Below are 14,391 nucleotides of genomic sequence, written 5' to 3' on the forward strand. Positions count from 1 at the left end.
TGTCATGCTGCGTTCGCAATTGGATCATGTCATCGGGCAGGTGCTGGACGCCAATCCCGATACCTCGGACATCTTTTTTGTGGCGGGCAAGCCGCTGCAGGCCGAGGTGCACGGCAAATTGACCGATGTGGAACTGGACCCCGGCCTTGGGGCGCTGTCGCCAAACCAGACCGAATCCTGCGCCTTTTGTATGATGGGGCGCAACCAGCGCGTCTATGACGACCTTGTCCAGCACGGCTCGTGCGATTTGTCCTATGAACTTTTGGGCCGCGCGCGGTTTAGGGTGAATATTTTCAGCCAGCGCGGTTCGCTGTCCATCGTGATGCGCCAGTTGTCCACGGACGTGCCGACATTTGAAAAGCTGGGACTGCCGGGCATCTTTGAGGAGATGGCGCTGGAGAAATTTGGCCTCATCCTCGTTACCGGCTCCACGGGCAGTGGTAAATCAACCACCCTTGCCGCGCTTATCGATTCCATTAACGCCCAATTCCCTGTCCATATCCTCACCCTTGAAGACCCTGTTGAATTCGTCCACCCGCACAAGATGGGGACCGTGAACCAGCGCGAAATGGGGCAGGACTTCGACAGTTTCGCCTCGGGGCTTCGCGCGGCGCTGCGCCAAGCGCCCAAGGTCATCCTCGTCGGCGAAATCCGCGATAACGAAACCATCGAAATCGCCATGCAGGCGGCTGAGACGGGGCATCTTGTCCTTGGCACGCTGCATACGTCCGACACGGGGCAGACCATTAACCGCATCATCGGCATGTTTGAGCCGTCCGAAGAGCACCTTGTGCGCCAGCGCCTTGGTGAAAGTGTGAAGTTCGTCGTCTCCCAGCGCCTGTGCCCCAAGGAGGGCGGCGGGCGCGTGGCGGCCTTTGAAATCCTGCGCAACAACCTGCGCATCAAGGACATCGTCGTCAACGGCGAAACGCCGGAGAAGACGTTCTACAACGTGCTGGAAACCTCCGAGACCTTCGGCATGATGACATTTGACCAATGTCTGGCCCGGCTCTTTGAGGAGGGAAAAATCAGCGAGGATACGGCGACCATCTATGCATCCGACAAGTCCGCGTTGATGCAGCGGCTTGATAGGATTAAGACCTTGCGCGGTGATCAGGTGACGGATATCTCCGGCTTGGAGATTGACAACGATTACGGCAAGGAGTAGCCCGCCGCTTTTGCGGCGCTTCAGGGAGGCGGCTATGCAGGTGACCTGCTCGTCATGCCAGAATGTGCTGAATATTCCGGATGAGAAGATCCCGGCCAGTGGCCGGTTTAACGTCAAGTGCCCCCACTGCGCGAACAAGATTCTCGTGGAAGGGGCGCCCGCTACGGAGCGGCGCGAGGCTCCGGCCAAAAAGGTTTCGGCCCCGCCAAAGCCGGAGTTGAACCTGCCCGCTGTGGAGCCGGACATCATTCCGCCCGGCACCGAAGCGGCGTTTATTTTTGTGCAGGACGGCGGCTGGAAGAGCGCCGCCAAGGCGTGGCTGGAGCAAAAAGGCTACTTTGCCGGGGGCGCGGATGACGAGCTGGAGGCCATAGCCAAATTGCGCCTGAACAGTTACGCTGTCCTTATCCTTGAAGATTTTGACGGCTCGCGCCGCCTGCGTGACGAGGTTGCCATGTGGCCGGGCCACAAGCGCCGCGAAACGAATCTCATCCTCCTTGGCACAGAGGCCAAGAGCCTTGACCAGAATTTGGCCTTTCGCAATGGGGCGAATTTCTATATGAACACCAGCGACGGAGAGAACGCTCCGGAGTTGCTAGAAAGTGCCATTCAGGGTTATGAGCTGTATTACGAATTGTTCAACAAAGCGGCGCAAGGCGTCGGGAGCTGACCTCAACCTGACGGAAAACCATGGATTCCAAGACTTCCATTTTGCAAACACGGCTGATGAACTGCCTGGAAACCATCATCGAGCTGGAACAGGACCTTGAGCGCCTGGAGCTTGGTCATGTGCTGCTGGATGAGTTCAGTCAGCTCAAGGCCTTTATGAAACGCATCGATCAGGTGGACGTTGAGGAAGAGGACGTGCGTCGCATAGAGCGGGCTACTGCCAACTTCCTTGAAGAACTGAGAGGGCCGCTCGGGCTGGCTTCCCATGAGGAAGAACGTCCGAAGCTGGTGCAATGATCCCGGCGCAGTGAGACGAATTTTTCTTGTCATACTCATCCTGCTCAATTTAACCCTTGGATATCGCCTGCTTGTGGGCGACCAAGGGCTTATAGCCTATCGTGAACTGCGTGAAGACCACGAGCAGATGACCCGGCGACTTGCCGAGGCCGAGCAGCGCGCCCGCGACCTGTCGCGGGAAATCCGCCTGCTGAAGTCTGACCGCGACTACCTGAAGGATACACTTCGCAAGAGAATGAACTATCTGGAAAGAGACGAAATCGTCTACGTCTTCCCGGATTCGCAATCCGATACGCCTGACACGCACCCAGGAGCCGCCATCGATGCAGACCAAGATTAAATGGTTCAAGGAAGTGCTGGAACTGGAACCAGCGTCCAAGGTCTTCTTCCCTCTCGCCCGTCTGTACTTTGAGGATGGACAGCTTGAGGAGGCGGCCGCCACCCTGAAGGGCGGTTTGGAGCGCAATCCCGAACACCTTGAAGCCCGTTTCCTGCTGGTGGAAGTGCTGAGTGCCCTTGGCCGCAGCAATGAAACCACCGGCGAGGTAGAGACCCTGACGTCCGTTCTGTCCGCGTATCCAGCGTTCTGGAAGGCATGGGCCGAAAGCGGCGCATCGCGCACCAAGGACTCCGCGCTGGCGTTGTCCTTTCTTGCGGCGGATTTTCAGGGCAACAGCATTTCCTGGTCGCAGGTCATTGAGCGCGGTCTGGATTCTCTGTATGCCCAGCCAGGTACAGCCGCCCCGCGCGAAGAAGCGCAGGACGCAGACGGCGAGGACTTTGACGACGACGTTGATGTCGTTGCCGAGGCCGAAGCCGCAGGTCTGCCCGAGGCCACGATAGTGGCCGAGACGCTTGCCGCCGCTGCGGATACCGAGGGCAGTGTGGCGCCGCCGCAGGTCAGCCCCCGCCCGTCCGTGGTGGAACCGCGCGAGGACGAAACGCAGGAGGAAGCCACCCTGCGGACCCGCACCATGGCGAATCTGCTGGCGGAGCAGGGCGACTACCGCGGCGCGGTGGAAATCTATCAGGAACTGCTCACCGTCTGCGACGACGAGACGGACCGGGCGGAGATAGAGGACACCATCGCCGGGCTGAAAAAGCGCATCCGCAAGGGCCCGTCCAAGGGCGCATCCGCCGAGGAGCAGATGCCCCCGGCGGAACTCCCCGGCAAGGAGAAGCTGCTTGGCACGCTGGAAGCGCTGGCCGAGCGACTTGAAGCCCGGGCGACCCATTAAAATGTTCCAAAAAGGCTTGCGCCGCCGTCTCCGAAAGGGGCGGCGGCTCATTGCCGCTTGACCTTTATGGAGAGATAGCGCTTGCCCAAAGGCGCATCTTCTGTCACACCACCCAAAGGCAACATGTGGGCAGTCTGCCCGCATGCATTGACGACGATTACAAGGGGTTGGATTTTGAAACGCAAGCTCGCGCTGACATGCGCGGTTCTGGCCGCGACCTTTATGCTGCAGGGGTGTGAAACGCTCCAAGGCACATGGAAATCGACCAAGGAATACTACAAGGAATATATCAACGTTGACCCGCAGGTGGACCTTGAGCAGAGAGACTACGACTCCCGCGAGGAGCGTATGGCCGCGTTGTTCTCCCCTGTGGATACGCAACTGGAGTCGCTGTCCATCTACGTAAACCGGCAGGACCGTCTGCCCGGTGAAAAGTGGATTGACGGGCTGTTCTCCGAGTATTCCTGGGTGAACGGTGTTGCCGCGAGCATGCTCGACGGTGATGTTATCCTCCGCCGCCCCGACGCCGCGATGAAGCCGCTGAACATCGCCCCTCTGCTTGAGGACGGCGACGCCCTGCGCGACCGCGAGTTGCGGGTCTTCATTGACAAGACCCCCCTTGGTCCCGAAATGTACATGGGCACCGCCCTGTTCAAGGGCAACGACCTTGCCGGTATTGTCGCCGTGCATTTTGACATGCGCAGCGTCATCAATTTTTGTCCGCAGCCCGGTGAGTTGGTGGTCTTCACGCCCGAGCAGATGCTCTGGGAGGGTGAGAACAAGGCCACTGCCGAGGCGCTGTTCGACAGGCCTTGGGACGAGATGCTCGCCCAGCAGAGTGCGGGCACCATTACCATTGACAGCCGCGAGTACGATTGGATGAGCCGCTACATCGGCAACAAGCAAATCGTGTACGCTGTGCGCGCCCCTGAGGGTTCCGTCAGCGATTCCGGCAGTTTCTGGAACGTGTTGTAGTTTTCTGCGGCAAGGCAGTGCGGCGGAATATATTCTGCTGTAGGGCCGAGCGCTGTTTGGGCGTTCGGCCTTCGCTTTTTCGGGCCATGCGGGCCGGAAAAGGCATGTAAAACTTTGCCATGAATGTGATTTTAATGCTATTTATGATCTGTGAGCCGCTCTTTCTCGACCGACTCCTGTAGGAGGACTTGCGATGAGTCAGGTAACGGTTACCGAACATCTGCTTTTGCATCAGAAAAAGACGCCGATGGCGACAGGGCGCTTTACCAGTCTGATTAACGAACTCATTCTGTCGGCCAAGATCATCTCCCGAGAAGTCACAAAGGCAGGGCTTGTGGATGTCCTCGGCTTTACGGGCGATACCAACGTGCAGGGCGAAAAGGTCCGCAAGTTGGACGAATTCGCCAACAATGTGCTTATCCACCGCATGCGCCGTTCCGGCGTGCTGTGCGCCATGGCATCCGAGGAAAACGGCGATCTTATCCATATCTCTGGAGATCTGCCGCGCGGTGACTACATTTTGATCTTTGATCCGCTGGACGGCTCATCGAACATTGACGTCAACGTCTCCATCGGTACCATCTTCTCCATCTACCGCCGCCCGCTGAAGAAAACCGGCGACAAGCCCTCCATGCGCGAGGTGCTCCAGTCCTGCGATAAGCAGATCTGTTCCGGCTACTTCATCTATGGCTCGTCCACCATGATGGTGTACACCACGGGCGAAGGCGTGCACGGCTTTACGCTGGACCCCAGCGTCGGCGAATTCCTGCTCTCGCACGAGGACATGAAGATCCCCGATCAGGGCAAGATTTACTCCGTGAACGAGGCCTACTGGAACTCGTGGGACCCGGCCACCAAGGAAGTGCTCGCCCATTTCAAGAGCACCACCAATAACCTTGGCCAGCCGTATTCCTCGCGCTACATCGGTTCCCTTGTGGCGGACTTCCATAGGAATCTGCTGTACGGCGGCATCTTTATGTATCCCGCCCGCACCCTTGACGATGGCAGCAAGGGCGGCAAGCTGCGCCTGTTGTGCGAAGCCGCGCCCATGGCCTTCCTTGTGGAGCAGGCCGGTGGTCTGGCGACCGACGGCACCCAGCGCATCCTCGATTACCAGCCCACGGAACTCCACCAGCGTGTGCCGCTGTTCATCGGCTCCCGCAACGACGTGGAGAAGGTGGCGGAAATCTACACCAAGCATCAGGAGCAGAAGTGAGCCTGACGCTTGGCATTGAGACATCATGTGATGAGACGGCCATGGCACTTGTTGCCGATGGCCGTCTTGTTGCTGAGCGCATTGCCACCCAGATTGACGCGCATGCGCTCTTTGGCGGAGTGGTGCCCGAGCTGGCCTCGCGCGAGCATTTGCGTGTGCTGGCCCCGCTGCTGGATGACTTGCTGGCTGCGGCCGGAGTCGGGCTGGATGATATCGACAACATCGCCGTTGCACGTGGGCCGGGACTGCTCGGCAGTTTGCTGGTCGGCCTGTCCTTTGCCAAGGGGCTGGCCCTTGCCACGGGCGCGCGCCTTGTGGGTGTGAATCACCTGTGGGCGCACCTGACGGCTCCCGCTCTTGAGATGGACATCACGTATCCCGCGCTGGGCCTGCTTGTGTCCGGCGGCCATACGCAGACCTATCTCATCCGCTCCCCCCTCGACTTTGAGGTGCAGGGCCGCACCCTTGACGACGCCGCGGGCGAGGCCTTTGACAAGGCCGCCAAGACCTTCAATTTCCCTTACCCCGGCGGCAAGTTTATTGACGTCATCGGCCAGCGCGCCACGCCGGACAAGTCCATGTTCCCGCGCCCTTACGTTAATAACGACAATCTCGACTTCAGCTTCAGCGGCGTAAAGACCGCTGTGGTCAACTATGTGGCCGCGCATCCGCATTTGCGTCTGCCGCATATGCCCGAAGCGGGACAGGATGTGGAAGACTTGCTGGCCAAGGCCGGCGTGCTGGACGAGTTCGCCGAGGTGTGCGCCTCCTTCAACTGGTGCATTGCCGATGCGCTGCGCATTAAGGTGGACCGCGCGCTTAATGCCGTGAAGGAGCAGGGCGTCACAAGCCTTGTGGTGGCGGGCGGCGTGGCGGCCAACAGCGTTATCCGCCGCGTTATGACAGAACTTGCCGAAAGCCATGGCCTGACCTGCGTTTTGCCGCCCCTGCGGCTGTGCACCGACAACGGCGCAATGATTGCGCTTGCGGGCGAGAAGGTGGCGCAGGCGGGCTGGAAGCATGATCTTGACCTTGAGGCCATACCCCGTGGCCGGGCGATTCCTTGGGATTATCAGCGGATAGTTGAAGAGGACTGACCGCTATGGTAGGTTGCGATGTCTTGACAGGCTCCACCCGTGAACTTACTGTCAAAGACTGCATCGCTCCGCTATCCGGTGTGCTGTCGTGGGAAAGCCATAAAGGCTATGGGCTGCATGACCGAGGAGCAGGGTGGAACACAATCAATGCCACCACCTTGAAAAGAAAAGGAGTACGATATGGCTTCGCAAGTGACTGACGGCAATTTTGAATCTGAAGTGTTGAAGAACGACGTGCCCGTTCTGGTCGATTTCTGGGCTCCCTGGTGCGGTCCTTGTCGAGCCATGGGTCCTGTGGTGGACGAACTGGCCGAAGAGTACGCCGGCAAGATCAAAGTCGTGAAGATGAACGTCGACGAGAACTCCGGCACGCCCAGCAAGTACGGCATCCGCGCCATCCCCACGCTTATCCTGTTCAAGGGCGGCGAAGTGGTGGAGCAGGTGACCGGCGCTGTCTCCAAGAGCAGCATCAAGGAAATGATCAGCTCTAAGATTTAGTGGCTTTTTTAAAAAAGCCTGTGTCAACAAAGGGTGGATTGGCGGTGCGCCGTCCGCCCTTTTTTCCTATGGGGATGCGCCGGGGCTTGACCGCGTGCTGTAAGCTCCTGTAGGTACCGTGACTGGATGTGCAAGGCTCTTGCCGCGCGCACCGTCATCCAAGTACTGCCCGGCCTACGCCGTGGCGTGAGATCACCGAGAATCCGGAAACAGGACACATGAAGAAAGTATTTCGCCTCTTTGCGGCTATTTCCATGGCCGTTGTCATTACGGGCTGTGGCTATATCGACTCCTATTTCATTGAGCCGCCGGAAGATACGGCGCAGGAGCTGTACGAGGCAGGCCGCGACGCCATGCATACCAAGGAATATGCGGACGCCGCAGGCTACTTTGGCAAGCTGCGCGACAGGTACCCCTTCAGCCCCTACACGCCGTCCGCCGAGCTGGCCCTTGGTGACGCCTACTACATGGACGAGCAGTACGAGGCCGCTGCAGACGCCTATATCGAATTCGAGGCGCTGCACCCCCGTCACGAGGAGATCCCCTACGTGCTCTTCCAGATTGGCAAGAGCCGGTACAACCAGTTCTCTTCTATTGATAAGCCGCTGGAGCATGTTTCTCAGGCCATTGAGTACTTTGAGCGCGTGCGCGAAAGCTACCCCGATACCAAATACGCCAAGGAAGCCACGGCCTACATCAAGGGATGCCGCCAGTACATGGCCGACCATGAAATTTACGTCGCCGACTTCTACTGGCGCACGGAGCGCTACCGCGCCGCGTGGCAGCGCTATGAATCTATCGCGAAGAATTTCCCCGACCTGCCTAAGGTTGTTGACTACGCCGCCGAGCGTTCCAAGCTCGCTTACCTCCGCTTCCAAAAGGATTCGTCCGAGGACGTGCGGGAAGAAGCGCAGGGCAGTTGGAAAAAATGGTTTAAATGGTTGTAGAATAAAGCGGCCCCTCGCAGGGCCGTTTTCTTTTTGAGGCCCGGACAGACGCCGACGCGTCGGCCGGGCCTTTTTTTTAGGAGAGAAGCATGACCGATGTGCAGATGGTTCCGGACTGGTTGGAAGAGCGCCGCGTGGACGACGCCAATTTTGCAAGCGCCTACGACGGACAGGGCGGCGAGCGCCGGGCGTGGATGAAAAAACTCATCGCCCAGCAGTACGCCATGGATGCGCCCAGCGCCCAGACGCGCGCCACGTCGCGCGCCGCGTGGCGCAGCGGGTTCACCAGCGTAAAGGGAGCCAGTGCTCCGGATTTTGCCGTGGTGGTCCTTGGCGCGGGCGTGCAGTCCGGACCGCAGGCTGTGGCGGCGGCGCTTCCGGCTGTGGTTTCCGGCGCGCGGACCGTTTTGGCACTGCGCCTTGGCGAGGGCGGCGCTGATGCGGACGCCGTGCTGGCGGGTATGGAACTGTGCGGCATGGAGAATGTTTTTGCCGTGAGCGTGGACGAGGCGTGCTGCGTCATCGCGCATTTGAATGCCTCCGGGCGCGGCGCTGTGGTTGTCCTTGGCAACCGGGACGAACGCGTTGCCGTGTGCGGGGCGGCGCAGGGCGAGGCGCGCTGCGCGCAGGTGCTGACGCTGCCGCAGGCGATGCGCCTTGGCGTGTGGTATAGTGAGGACGCCCCCGAGTGGGACACCGAGACCATTCTCTGGGCGCATCCCGGCGCGCAGGTAGATGTCTGGAATGCCCCGCACGCGCAGGCTGGCTGCGATGCCCATACAGGCACGCTGGAGGAATTTGAGGCCGCCGGTTACGACGCCGTCTATGTGCCGGAGTCCCTTTTTGCGGACGTGGCGGAGCTTGCGGGCCGGGCTTTTGGTCCTGGGCAGGAGGGCGTTTGGGCGTGGCCCGGTGTGACGTGCGATTTTTTCAGCGTTTCAGGCTTGGCATTGGGTGGTATTTCCGCGTAAAACTCCCTTAGAACACAGTGGATTCTCAATCAGCCCCCGACTTGTACAGGAAAGGATCAATGGCAAAGAAAACCGCGATTCCCAAAGGGTATATCCAGTCTCTGCGCAACATCGGCATCATTGCCCACATTGACGCCGGAAAGACGACGCTGACCGAGCGCATCCTCTATTACAGCGGCAGGATACATCGCATGGGCGAGGTGCACGACGGCACCGCGACCATGGACTTCATGCCCGAGGAGCAGGAACGCGGCATTACCATTGGCTCCGCCTGCACCACATGCAAGTGGGGCGACAAGACCATCAATGTTATCGACACCCCCGGCCACGTGGACTTTACCATTGAGGTGGAGCGCGCCCTGCGTGTGTTGGATGGTGCCGTCGGCGTCTTCTGCGCCGTCGGCGGCGTGGAGCCGCAGTCCGAGACAGTGTGGCGGCAGTCCGAGCGCTACAAGGTTCCCAAGCTCGCCTTCATCAACAAGATGGACCGCATCGGCGCGGACTTTGAGGCCGTGCTCGATTCCATGCGCGACAAGCTCCGCGTGACGCCGCTCCCGCTCCAGATTCCCGTTGGCGCGGGGCAGGAATTTACAGGCGTGATTGACCTCATCGACATGACGTACCTTGTCTTTGACGAGGCAAGCCATGGCGGTTCCTTTGAGTCCTTTGACCTCACTGACGAGCAGCGCGAACTGGCGACCCCGTGGCGGGAGAGCCTCTTTGATGCCGCGTCCGAGGTGAGCGACGACCTGATGGAGCTGTACCTTGGCGGCGAAGATGTCCCGCGCGGGATGGTCCTTGATGCCGTGCGCCAGCTGACGTTGGATTTGCAGGTGGTGCCCGTGTACACCGGCTCCGCCCTGCGGAATGTGGGCGTGCAGCCGCTTCTTGACGGCATCTGCGCCTTGCTCCCCAGCCCCGAGGACGTGGCGCGCCAGCAGGCTACCGATGCGCGCACCAGAAAGCGCATCGACATTATGCCCTCCATCAAGGAGCCGCTGGCGGCTTTGGCCTTCAAGGTCTCCCTGGAAACGGGGCGCAAGCTGGTGCTCATGCGCATCTATTCCGGCGAGATTGAGGCCGGGCAGGTGGTCTACAACGCCACCCAGAAGAAGGAGGAGCGCGTGGCGCGCCTCTTTACCCTGCACGCGGGGCACAAGGAAAAGGTGGACCGCGCTGTGGCCGGTGAAATTGTTGCCGCGTCGGGCATGAAGTTTGCCCGCACGGGCGACACGCTGTGCATGCAGGATACGCCCGTCATCCTTGAGCATATTGAGGGCTATAAGCCTGTTATTTCCCTTGCGCTGGAGCCGCGCAACAGCGACGAGGCGGAGAAGCTGGACGAGGTGCTGGAGAAGCTCCTGCTGGAGGACCCCACCCTTGCCCTGACCACTGACGAGGACACAGAGCAGCGCGTGCTGTCCGGCATGGGCGAGTTGCACCTTGAGGTTGTGCTGGAGCGCGTGCGCCGCGAATTCCACGTTGAGCCGCGCGTGGGCAATCCGCAGGTGGTGTATCAGGAAACCGCAGGGCAGAAGGCGTCCGCAGAGGGCGTTTTCGACAGGGAACTCGGCGACGACACGCATTATGGCTACGTCGCCCTGACCGTGGAGCCACTTGGGCGCGGCGAAGGCCGCAGCGTGCGGTTTGGCTTTGGCACCGAGGAATGGCCCGACCAGTGGCTGGATTCTGTGGCCGAGGGCATCGAAGATAGCTTGCAAAGTGGGGTGCTGAGAGGGTATCCAGTTCAGGACGTCCGGGTGACAATCGATGAATTGCGCCGTGAGGAAGGCAAATCCAGCGCAGTTGGATATCACATGGCGGCCGTCTCGGCAGTTAAGGAAGCCTTGCGTGGCGCCAGCCCGCAGCTTCTTGAACCCATTATGCAGGTAGAGGTCAACGTTCCGGACGACTTCGTGGGCGATGTCATCGGCCTTCTTGGGACCAAGGGGGCAAAGATCGACAACATGTACGATATGAATGGACAAAAGATTGTCCAAGCCCTGACGCCTCTGCGGCAACTTTTTGGGTTTTCCACGCAACTTCGGTCAGTCACACAGGGACGCGGGGGGCTGATGATGCAGTTCTCCCGGTTTGACGTCCTTGGGTGAGTGCAACTCCAGTTTCTGGATTTCTATCTGAAAACATATGCATACAGAGCTTGTTTCAAGGTGGGTCCGGCTGCGGCGCTGGATCCGCTATTCCTACTTGCGCATTATGCGCCTTGGGGCGACGCCGCATTGCATCGCCCTCGGTCTTGCGCTTGGCATCTTCATCGGCTTTATGCCCATTGTGCCATTCCAGACCGTAGCGGTGCTGACCCTTGCGTTTATCTTCAAGGGAAACAAAATCGCCGCCGCCCTCGGCACGTGGATATCAAACCCCATTGATCTGCCGTTTTTCTATTACGGCCTGTATCTGGTTGGGCGCTGGGTTCTGCCCTTTGACGGGCCGGGTTTCGACCCCAAGCATCTGGAGATGAGTCAGCTCATCGCCGCAGGTTGGGAACTGTTCGCCATGATGGTGACGGGTGGGCTGCTGCTTGGCATCCCCGCGTCCATTGCCACCTATTTCATTACCCGCCGCATGGTGGTGGGCTACAGAAAGCGCCGGATGCTCCGGCTGCTGCGGAAGCGCCTTGGCCGTAAGGCCAAATAAACCGCGCCATTTTTGCCCCACAGTAAAGCCCCGGAACGTCCGGGGCTTTTTTTGTGCGCGCCGCGCGGAAGGGGAGTGCGGGGGCGAAGTGGTATTGCCACTTGAAATGTCATGTTTTTTTCAGGCATACTCGCAGAAGTGTCTCCACAGTCTCTTTCCGGAGGAAGGTTTGTGAAACGCTGGTCCGTTATTCAAGGCGATGAGGAGTTCTGGAGCGACCTGAGCAAGGCGCGGCGCTGCGTACTTATTTTGGATTATGACGGAACGCTGGCCCCCTTTGTCCCCGACCCCGCGAAAGCCGTGCCCTATGATGGCGTGCGCGAGGTGGTGGAACGCCTGATGGAGAATTCCCACTGCCGGGTGGTCTTTGTGACGGGCCGCTCCTGCGATGACCTTGTGCGTCTGCTGGGGCTGCCACATCAGCCTGAGGTGTGGGGCAGCCACGGCGGCGAGCGCTTGCTCCCAAGTGGCGAGCGGCAGCTGTTTGATATTGCGCCGGGGGCTGAAACCGCCCTGAAGCGGGCGGAGACTATGGCGCGCGAGGCCGGGTACGTGGACAATCTTGAAGTGAAGCCGGGGTGCGTGGCCTTTCATCTGCGGAGCCTGGATGAAGATGTGCAGGAGGAGGCATTTGCGTGGGTGTCGAACCATTGGCAGAGCTTGGCCGATGGCGGCGGGCTGACTTTCGCCACCTTTGACGGGGGCGCGGAAGTGCGGTCCCCCGGATTCACCAAGGATACCGCCGTACTCTCCATCTTGGAGGAGACCGGCGACGATGATGTGGTGTTCTACCTTGGCGACGACGCCACGGACGAGGACGCTTTCGCCGCCATTACCGGACAGGGGATTGGCATTTTAGTGCAGGCCGAGGACCGTCCAAGCCTTGCAATATGGGTTCTGCGGCCGCCGGAGGAAGTGTTGGCCTTCTTGAGCGCCGTCGATAACACACTGTAATGACGATGGCAGATGCTGGGCTGTTGGAAGGGCTGGCGTTGTCTTTTTCTTGAATTCCTTGCATTTGTGGAGTGTATTCTGTACAAAATGAAGTGATTTTTGGGGCGGGTGTAATTCCCGCCCGTTGTGCAATCTCTTCCCAAGGTGTTCAATGCCAAAAAATGCAGTTCGCTTGCTTGTGGTTTCAAACCGTTTGCCCATATCCCTCAAGCGCGATGGCGACGACTGGGAAATCGAATCGGGCAAGGGCGGTTTGGTCACAGCAATGGCCCCTGTTTTACGCAACAGGGGCGGGGACTGGATCGGCTGGCCCGGAGCGGGCAGCGATGTCGACCTTGGTCCCTATCTTGCGGAATATTCCAAGAAGGCAGGCTACACCCTGCACGGAGTCAACCTGACCGAAGATGACGTGCAGGGCTTCTATCAGGGCTTCTCCAACGAAGTCATCTGGCCGCTGTTTCATGATGTGCAGTCCCGCTGCAATTTTGCCCCCGAATATTTCAAAAGCTACTACGATGTGAACGGAAAGTTCGCCGACGTTATCGCCCAGGTCTCCACGCCGGATGACTACGTGTGGGTGCACGACTACCACCTTATGCACGTCGCCTCGCGCCTGAAGGAGAAGGGCGAAACGCGCCAGACGGGCTTCTTCCTGCACATTCCTTTCCCCCCGCTGGATATCTTCCTGAAGCTGCCATGGCGGCATCAGGTCATCCGGGCATTGCTCGACTTTGACCTTGTGGGCTTTCAGACCTTTCGCGACCGCCGCAATTTTTTGCAGTGCGTGACCACGCTGTGCAAAGGCTACAAGCCTTCCGGGCGTGGCCCTGTGGTGCAGATTCGCGGCGAGGGGCGCGTGATTAAGGCCGGGTATTTCCCCATTAGTATTGATTATAAGGACTTTTCCAGTCAGGCGCGCACCCGCGCCGCCGCAGAGCTGGGCGATCAGGTGCATGATGCCTTTCGGCGGCGCGATTTGGTGCTGGGCGCGGACCGCCTCGACTACAGCAAGGGCATCCCCGAGCGCCTTGAGGCCATGCGGGTGCTGCTGACCAAGTATCCCGAGCTGCGCGAAAAGATATCCCTTGTTCAGGTGGTGGTGCCAAGCCGTGAAAAGGTGCCGGAATATCAGAACATGAAGCGGCGCATCGAAAGCCTTGTCAGCGAGATTAACGGCGAGTTTTCGGAGCCGGGATGGGTGCCGGTGTATTACATTTTCCGGAGTCTCGACCGCAATGAGCTGGTGGCCTACTACCGGACGTCCAAGGTCGCGCTGGTCACGCCCCTGCGCGACGGGATGAACCTTGTGGCCAAGGAGTACTGCGCCTGCAACGTCACTGGCGACGGCGTTTTGGTGCTTTCCGAGTTTGCGGGGGCGGCGGCGCAGTTGCAGCGCGGGGCGCTCCTTGTGAATCCGCACGACGTGGAGGGCGTGGCCGACGCGATTTACCGGGGCTATCACATGAGCCTTGACGAGAGGCGCTCCCGGATGCACAAGATGCAAACCACGATTCGTAAGTTCGACATCTACTGGTGGGTTGATTCATTCCTCAAGGCGGCGTTCGGCAAGCATCTGGACGATTTTCCGCCGCAGGAGGTCGTGGACTACCATACAAGCGAGGAATGAGCCGGAGCCCTGCGCGCCGGCCCCGTTGCCCGCCAGCCTTTCGCATCCGGCGTGCGCGCCACAACTGAGTAGAACA

At 59.7% G+C, this 14,391-nt stretch carries 15 protein-coding genes; all 15 read left to right on the forward strand.

The annotated features are described in order from the left end of the window. The first annotated feature begins 4 nt into the window (after positions 1–4). The 15 genes from ACYQ2T_RS07305 to ACYQ2T_RS07375 all read left to right on the forward strand — a co-directional run bounded on the left by ACYQ2T_RS07305 (position 5) and on the right by ACYQ2T_RS07375 (position 14,315). Complete coding sequence (locus ACYQ2T_RS07305; protein WP_459899648.1) at positions 5–1,168, forward strand: type IV pilus twitching motility protein PilT; 1,164 nt, start codon at positions 5–7, stop codon at positions 1,166–1,168. 34 nt (positions 1,169–1,202) lie between these two features. Beyond that, on the forward strand, positions 1,203–1,838 hold the full coding sequence (locus ACYQ2T_RS07310) for a zinc-ribbon domain-containing protein (protein ID WP_459899650.1): 636 nt from the start codon (positions 1,203–1,205) through the stop codon (positions 1,836–1,838). A 20-nt stretch (positions 1,839–1,858) separates the two neighbouring features. Then, a complete protein-coding gene (locus ACYQ2T_RS07315) occupies positions 1,859–2,134 on the forward strand; it encodes a hypothetical protein (RefSeq protein WP_404844784.1) in 276 nt (91 codons plus the stop codon). Beyond that, positions 2,103–2,474, forward strand: coding sequence for an FtsB family cell division protein (locus ACYQ2T_RS07320; RefSeq protein WP_459899651.1), 372 nt, complete (start codon positions 2,103–2,105; stop codon positions 2,472–2,474). The genes ACYQ2T_RS07315 and ACYQ2T_RS07320 overlap by 32 nt, the downstream gene beginning before the upstream one ends. After that, the gene (locus ACYQ2T_RS07325; protein ID WP_459899653.1) at positions 2,458–3,372 is read left to right on the forward strand and encodes a tetratricopeptide repeat protein; all 915 of its coding nucleotides are present in this window, start codon (positions 2,458–2,460) and stop codon (positions 3,370–3,372) included. The genes ACYQ2T_RS07320 and ACYQ2T_RS07325 overlap by 17 nt, the downstream gene beginning before the upstream one ends. A 174-nt stretch (positions 3,373–3,546) precedes the next feature. After that, positions 3,547–4,347 carry a hypothetical protein gene (locus tag ACYQ2T_RS07330; protein ID WP_459899654.1) on the forward strand — a complete coding sequence of 267 codons (801 nt, stop codon included), beginning with the start codon at positions 3,547–3,549 and terminating at the stop codon, positions 4,345–4,347. Positions 4,348–4,540: 193 nt separating this feature from the next. After that, positions 4,541–5,563: a class 1 fructose-bisphosphatase gene (gene fbp, locus ACYQ2T_RS07335; RefSeq protein ID WP_459899656.1), complete on the forward strand. Its 1,023-nt coding sequence runs from the start codon at positions 4,541–4,543 to the stop codon at positions 5,561–5,563. Beyond that, the gene (gene tsaD / locus ACYQ2T_RS07340) at positions 5,560–6,660 is read left to right on the forward strand and encodes a tRNA (adenosine(37)-N6)-threonylcarbamoyltransferase complex transferase subunit TsaD (RefSeq protein ID WP_459899658.1); all 1,101 of its coding nucleotides are present in this window, start codon (positions 5,560–5,562) and stop codon (positions 6,658–6,660) included. The genes fbp and tsaD overlap by 4 nt, the downstream gene beginning before the upstream one ends. Before the next feature lie 180 nt (positions 6,661–6,840). Next, entirely contained in the window at positions 6,841–7,158 is a 318-nt protein-coding gene (gene trxA, locus ACYQ2T_RS07345) for a thioredoxin (RefSeq protein WP_404844790.1), read from the forward strand. 218 nt (positions 7,159–7,376) lie between these two features. Next, positions 7,377–8,105 carry an outer membrane protein assembly factor BamD gene (locus ACYQ2T_RS07350; RefSeq protein WP_459899659.1) on the forward strand — a complete coding sequence of 243 codons (729 nt, stop codon included), beginning with the start codon at positions 7,377–7,379 and terminating at the stop codon, positions 8,103–8,105. Between the two features lie 89 nt (positions 8,106–8,194). After that, positions 8,195–9,076, forward strand: coding sequence for a hypothetical protein (locus tag ACYQ2T_RS07355; protein ID WP_459899660.1), 882 nt, complete (start codon positions 8,195–8,197; stop codon positions 9,074–9,076). 59 nt (positions 9,077–9,135) lie between these two features. Further along, positions 9,136–11,187, forward strand: coding sequence for an elongation factor G (gene fusA / locus ACYQ2T_RS07360; protein ID WP_459899662.1), 2,052 nt, complete (start codon positions 9,136–9,138; stop codon positions 11,185–11,187). Positions 11,188–11,224: 37 nt separating this feature from the next. Further along, entirely contained in the window at positions 11,225–11,734 is a 510-nt protein-coding gene (locus tag ACYQ2T_RS07365) for a DUF2062 domain-containing protein (protein WP_459899663.1), read from the forward strand. A 171-nt stretch (positions 11,735–11,905) separates the two neighbouring features. Further along, complete coding sequence (otsB, locus tag ACYQ2T_RS07370; RefSeq protein WP_459899665.1) at positions 11,906–12,688, forward strand: trehalose-phosphatase; 783 nt, start codon at positions 11,906–11,908, stop codon at positions 12,686–12,688. Between the two features lie 151 nt (positions 12,689–12,839). Beyond that, on the forward strand, positions 12,840–14,315 hold the full coding sequence (locus ACYQ2T_RS07375; protein WP_459899667.1) for an alpha,alpha-trehalose-phosphate synthase (UDP-forming): 1,476 nt from the start codon (positions 12,840–12,842) through the stop codon (positions 14,313–14,315). Positions 14,316–14,391: the final 76 nt, after the last annotated feature.

The sequence above is a fragment of the Desulfobaculum senezii genome (assembly GCF_054657395.1).

Coding starts and splice junctions, on each gene's coding strand:
- ACYQ2T_RS07305 (WP_459899648.1), top strand. CDS start 5: ATGCTGCGTTCGCAATTGGATCATGTCATCGGGCAGGTGCTGGACGCC.
- ACYQ2T_RS07310 (WP_459899650.1), top strand. CDS start 1,203: ATGCAGGTGACCTGCTCGTCATGCCAGAATGTGCTGAATATTCCGGAT.
- ACYQ2T_RS07315 (WP_404844784.1), top strand. CDS start 1,859: ATGGATTCCAAGACTTCCATTTTGCAAACACGGCTGATGAACTGCCTG.
- ACYQ2T_RS07320 (WP_459899651.1), top strand. CDS start 2,103: ATGAGGAAGAACGTCCGAAGCTGGTGCAATGATCCCGGCGCAGTGAGA.
- ACYQ2T_RS07325 (WP_459899653.1), top strand. CDS start 2,458: ATGCAGACCAAGATTAAATGGTTCAAGGAAGTGCTGGAACTGGAACCA.
- fbp (WP_459899656.1), top strand. CDS start 4,541: ATGAGTCAGGTAACGGTTACCGAACATCTGCTTTTGCATCAGAAAAAG.
- trxA (WP_404844790.1), top strand. CDS start 6,841: ATGGCTTCGCAAGTGACTGACGGCAATTTTGAATCTGAAGTGTTGAAG.
- ACYQ2T_RS07350 (WP_459899659.1), top strand. CDS start 7,377: ATGAAGAAAGTATTTCGCCTCTTTGCGGCTATTTCCATGGCCGTTGTC.
- ACYQ2T_RS07355 (WP_459899660.1), top strand. CDS start 8,195: ATGACCGATGTGCAGATGGTTCCGGACTGGTTGGAAGAGCGCCGCGTG.
- fusA (WP_459899662.1), top strand. CDS start 9,136: ATGGCAAAGAAAACCGCGATTCCCAAAGGGTATATCCAGTCTCTGCGC.
- ACYQ2T_RS07365 (WP_459899663.1), top strand. CDS start 11,225: ATGCATACAGAGCTTGTTTCAAGGTGGGTCCGGCTGCGGCGCTGGATC.
- ACYQ2T_RS07375 (WP_459899667.1), top strand. CDS start 12,840: ATGCCAAAAAATGCAGTTCGCTTGCTTGTGGTTTCAAACCGTTTGCCC.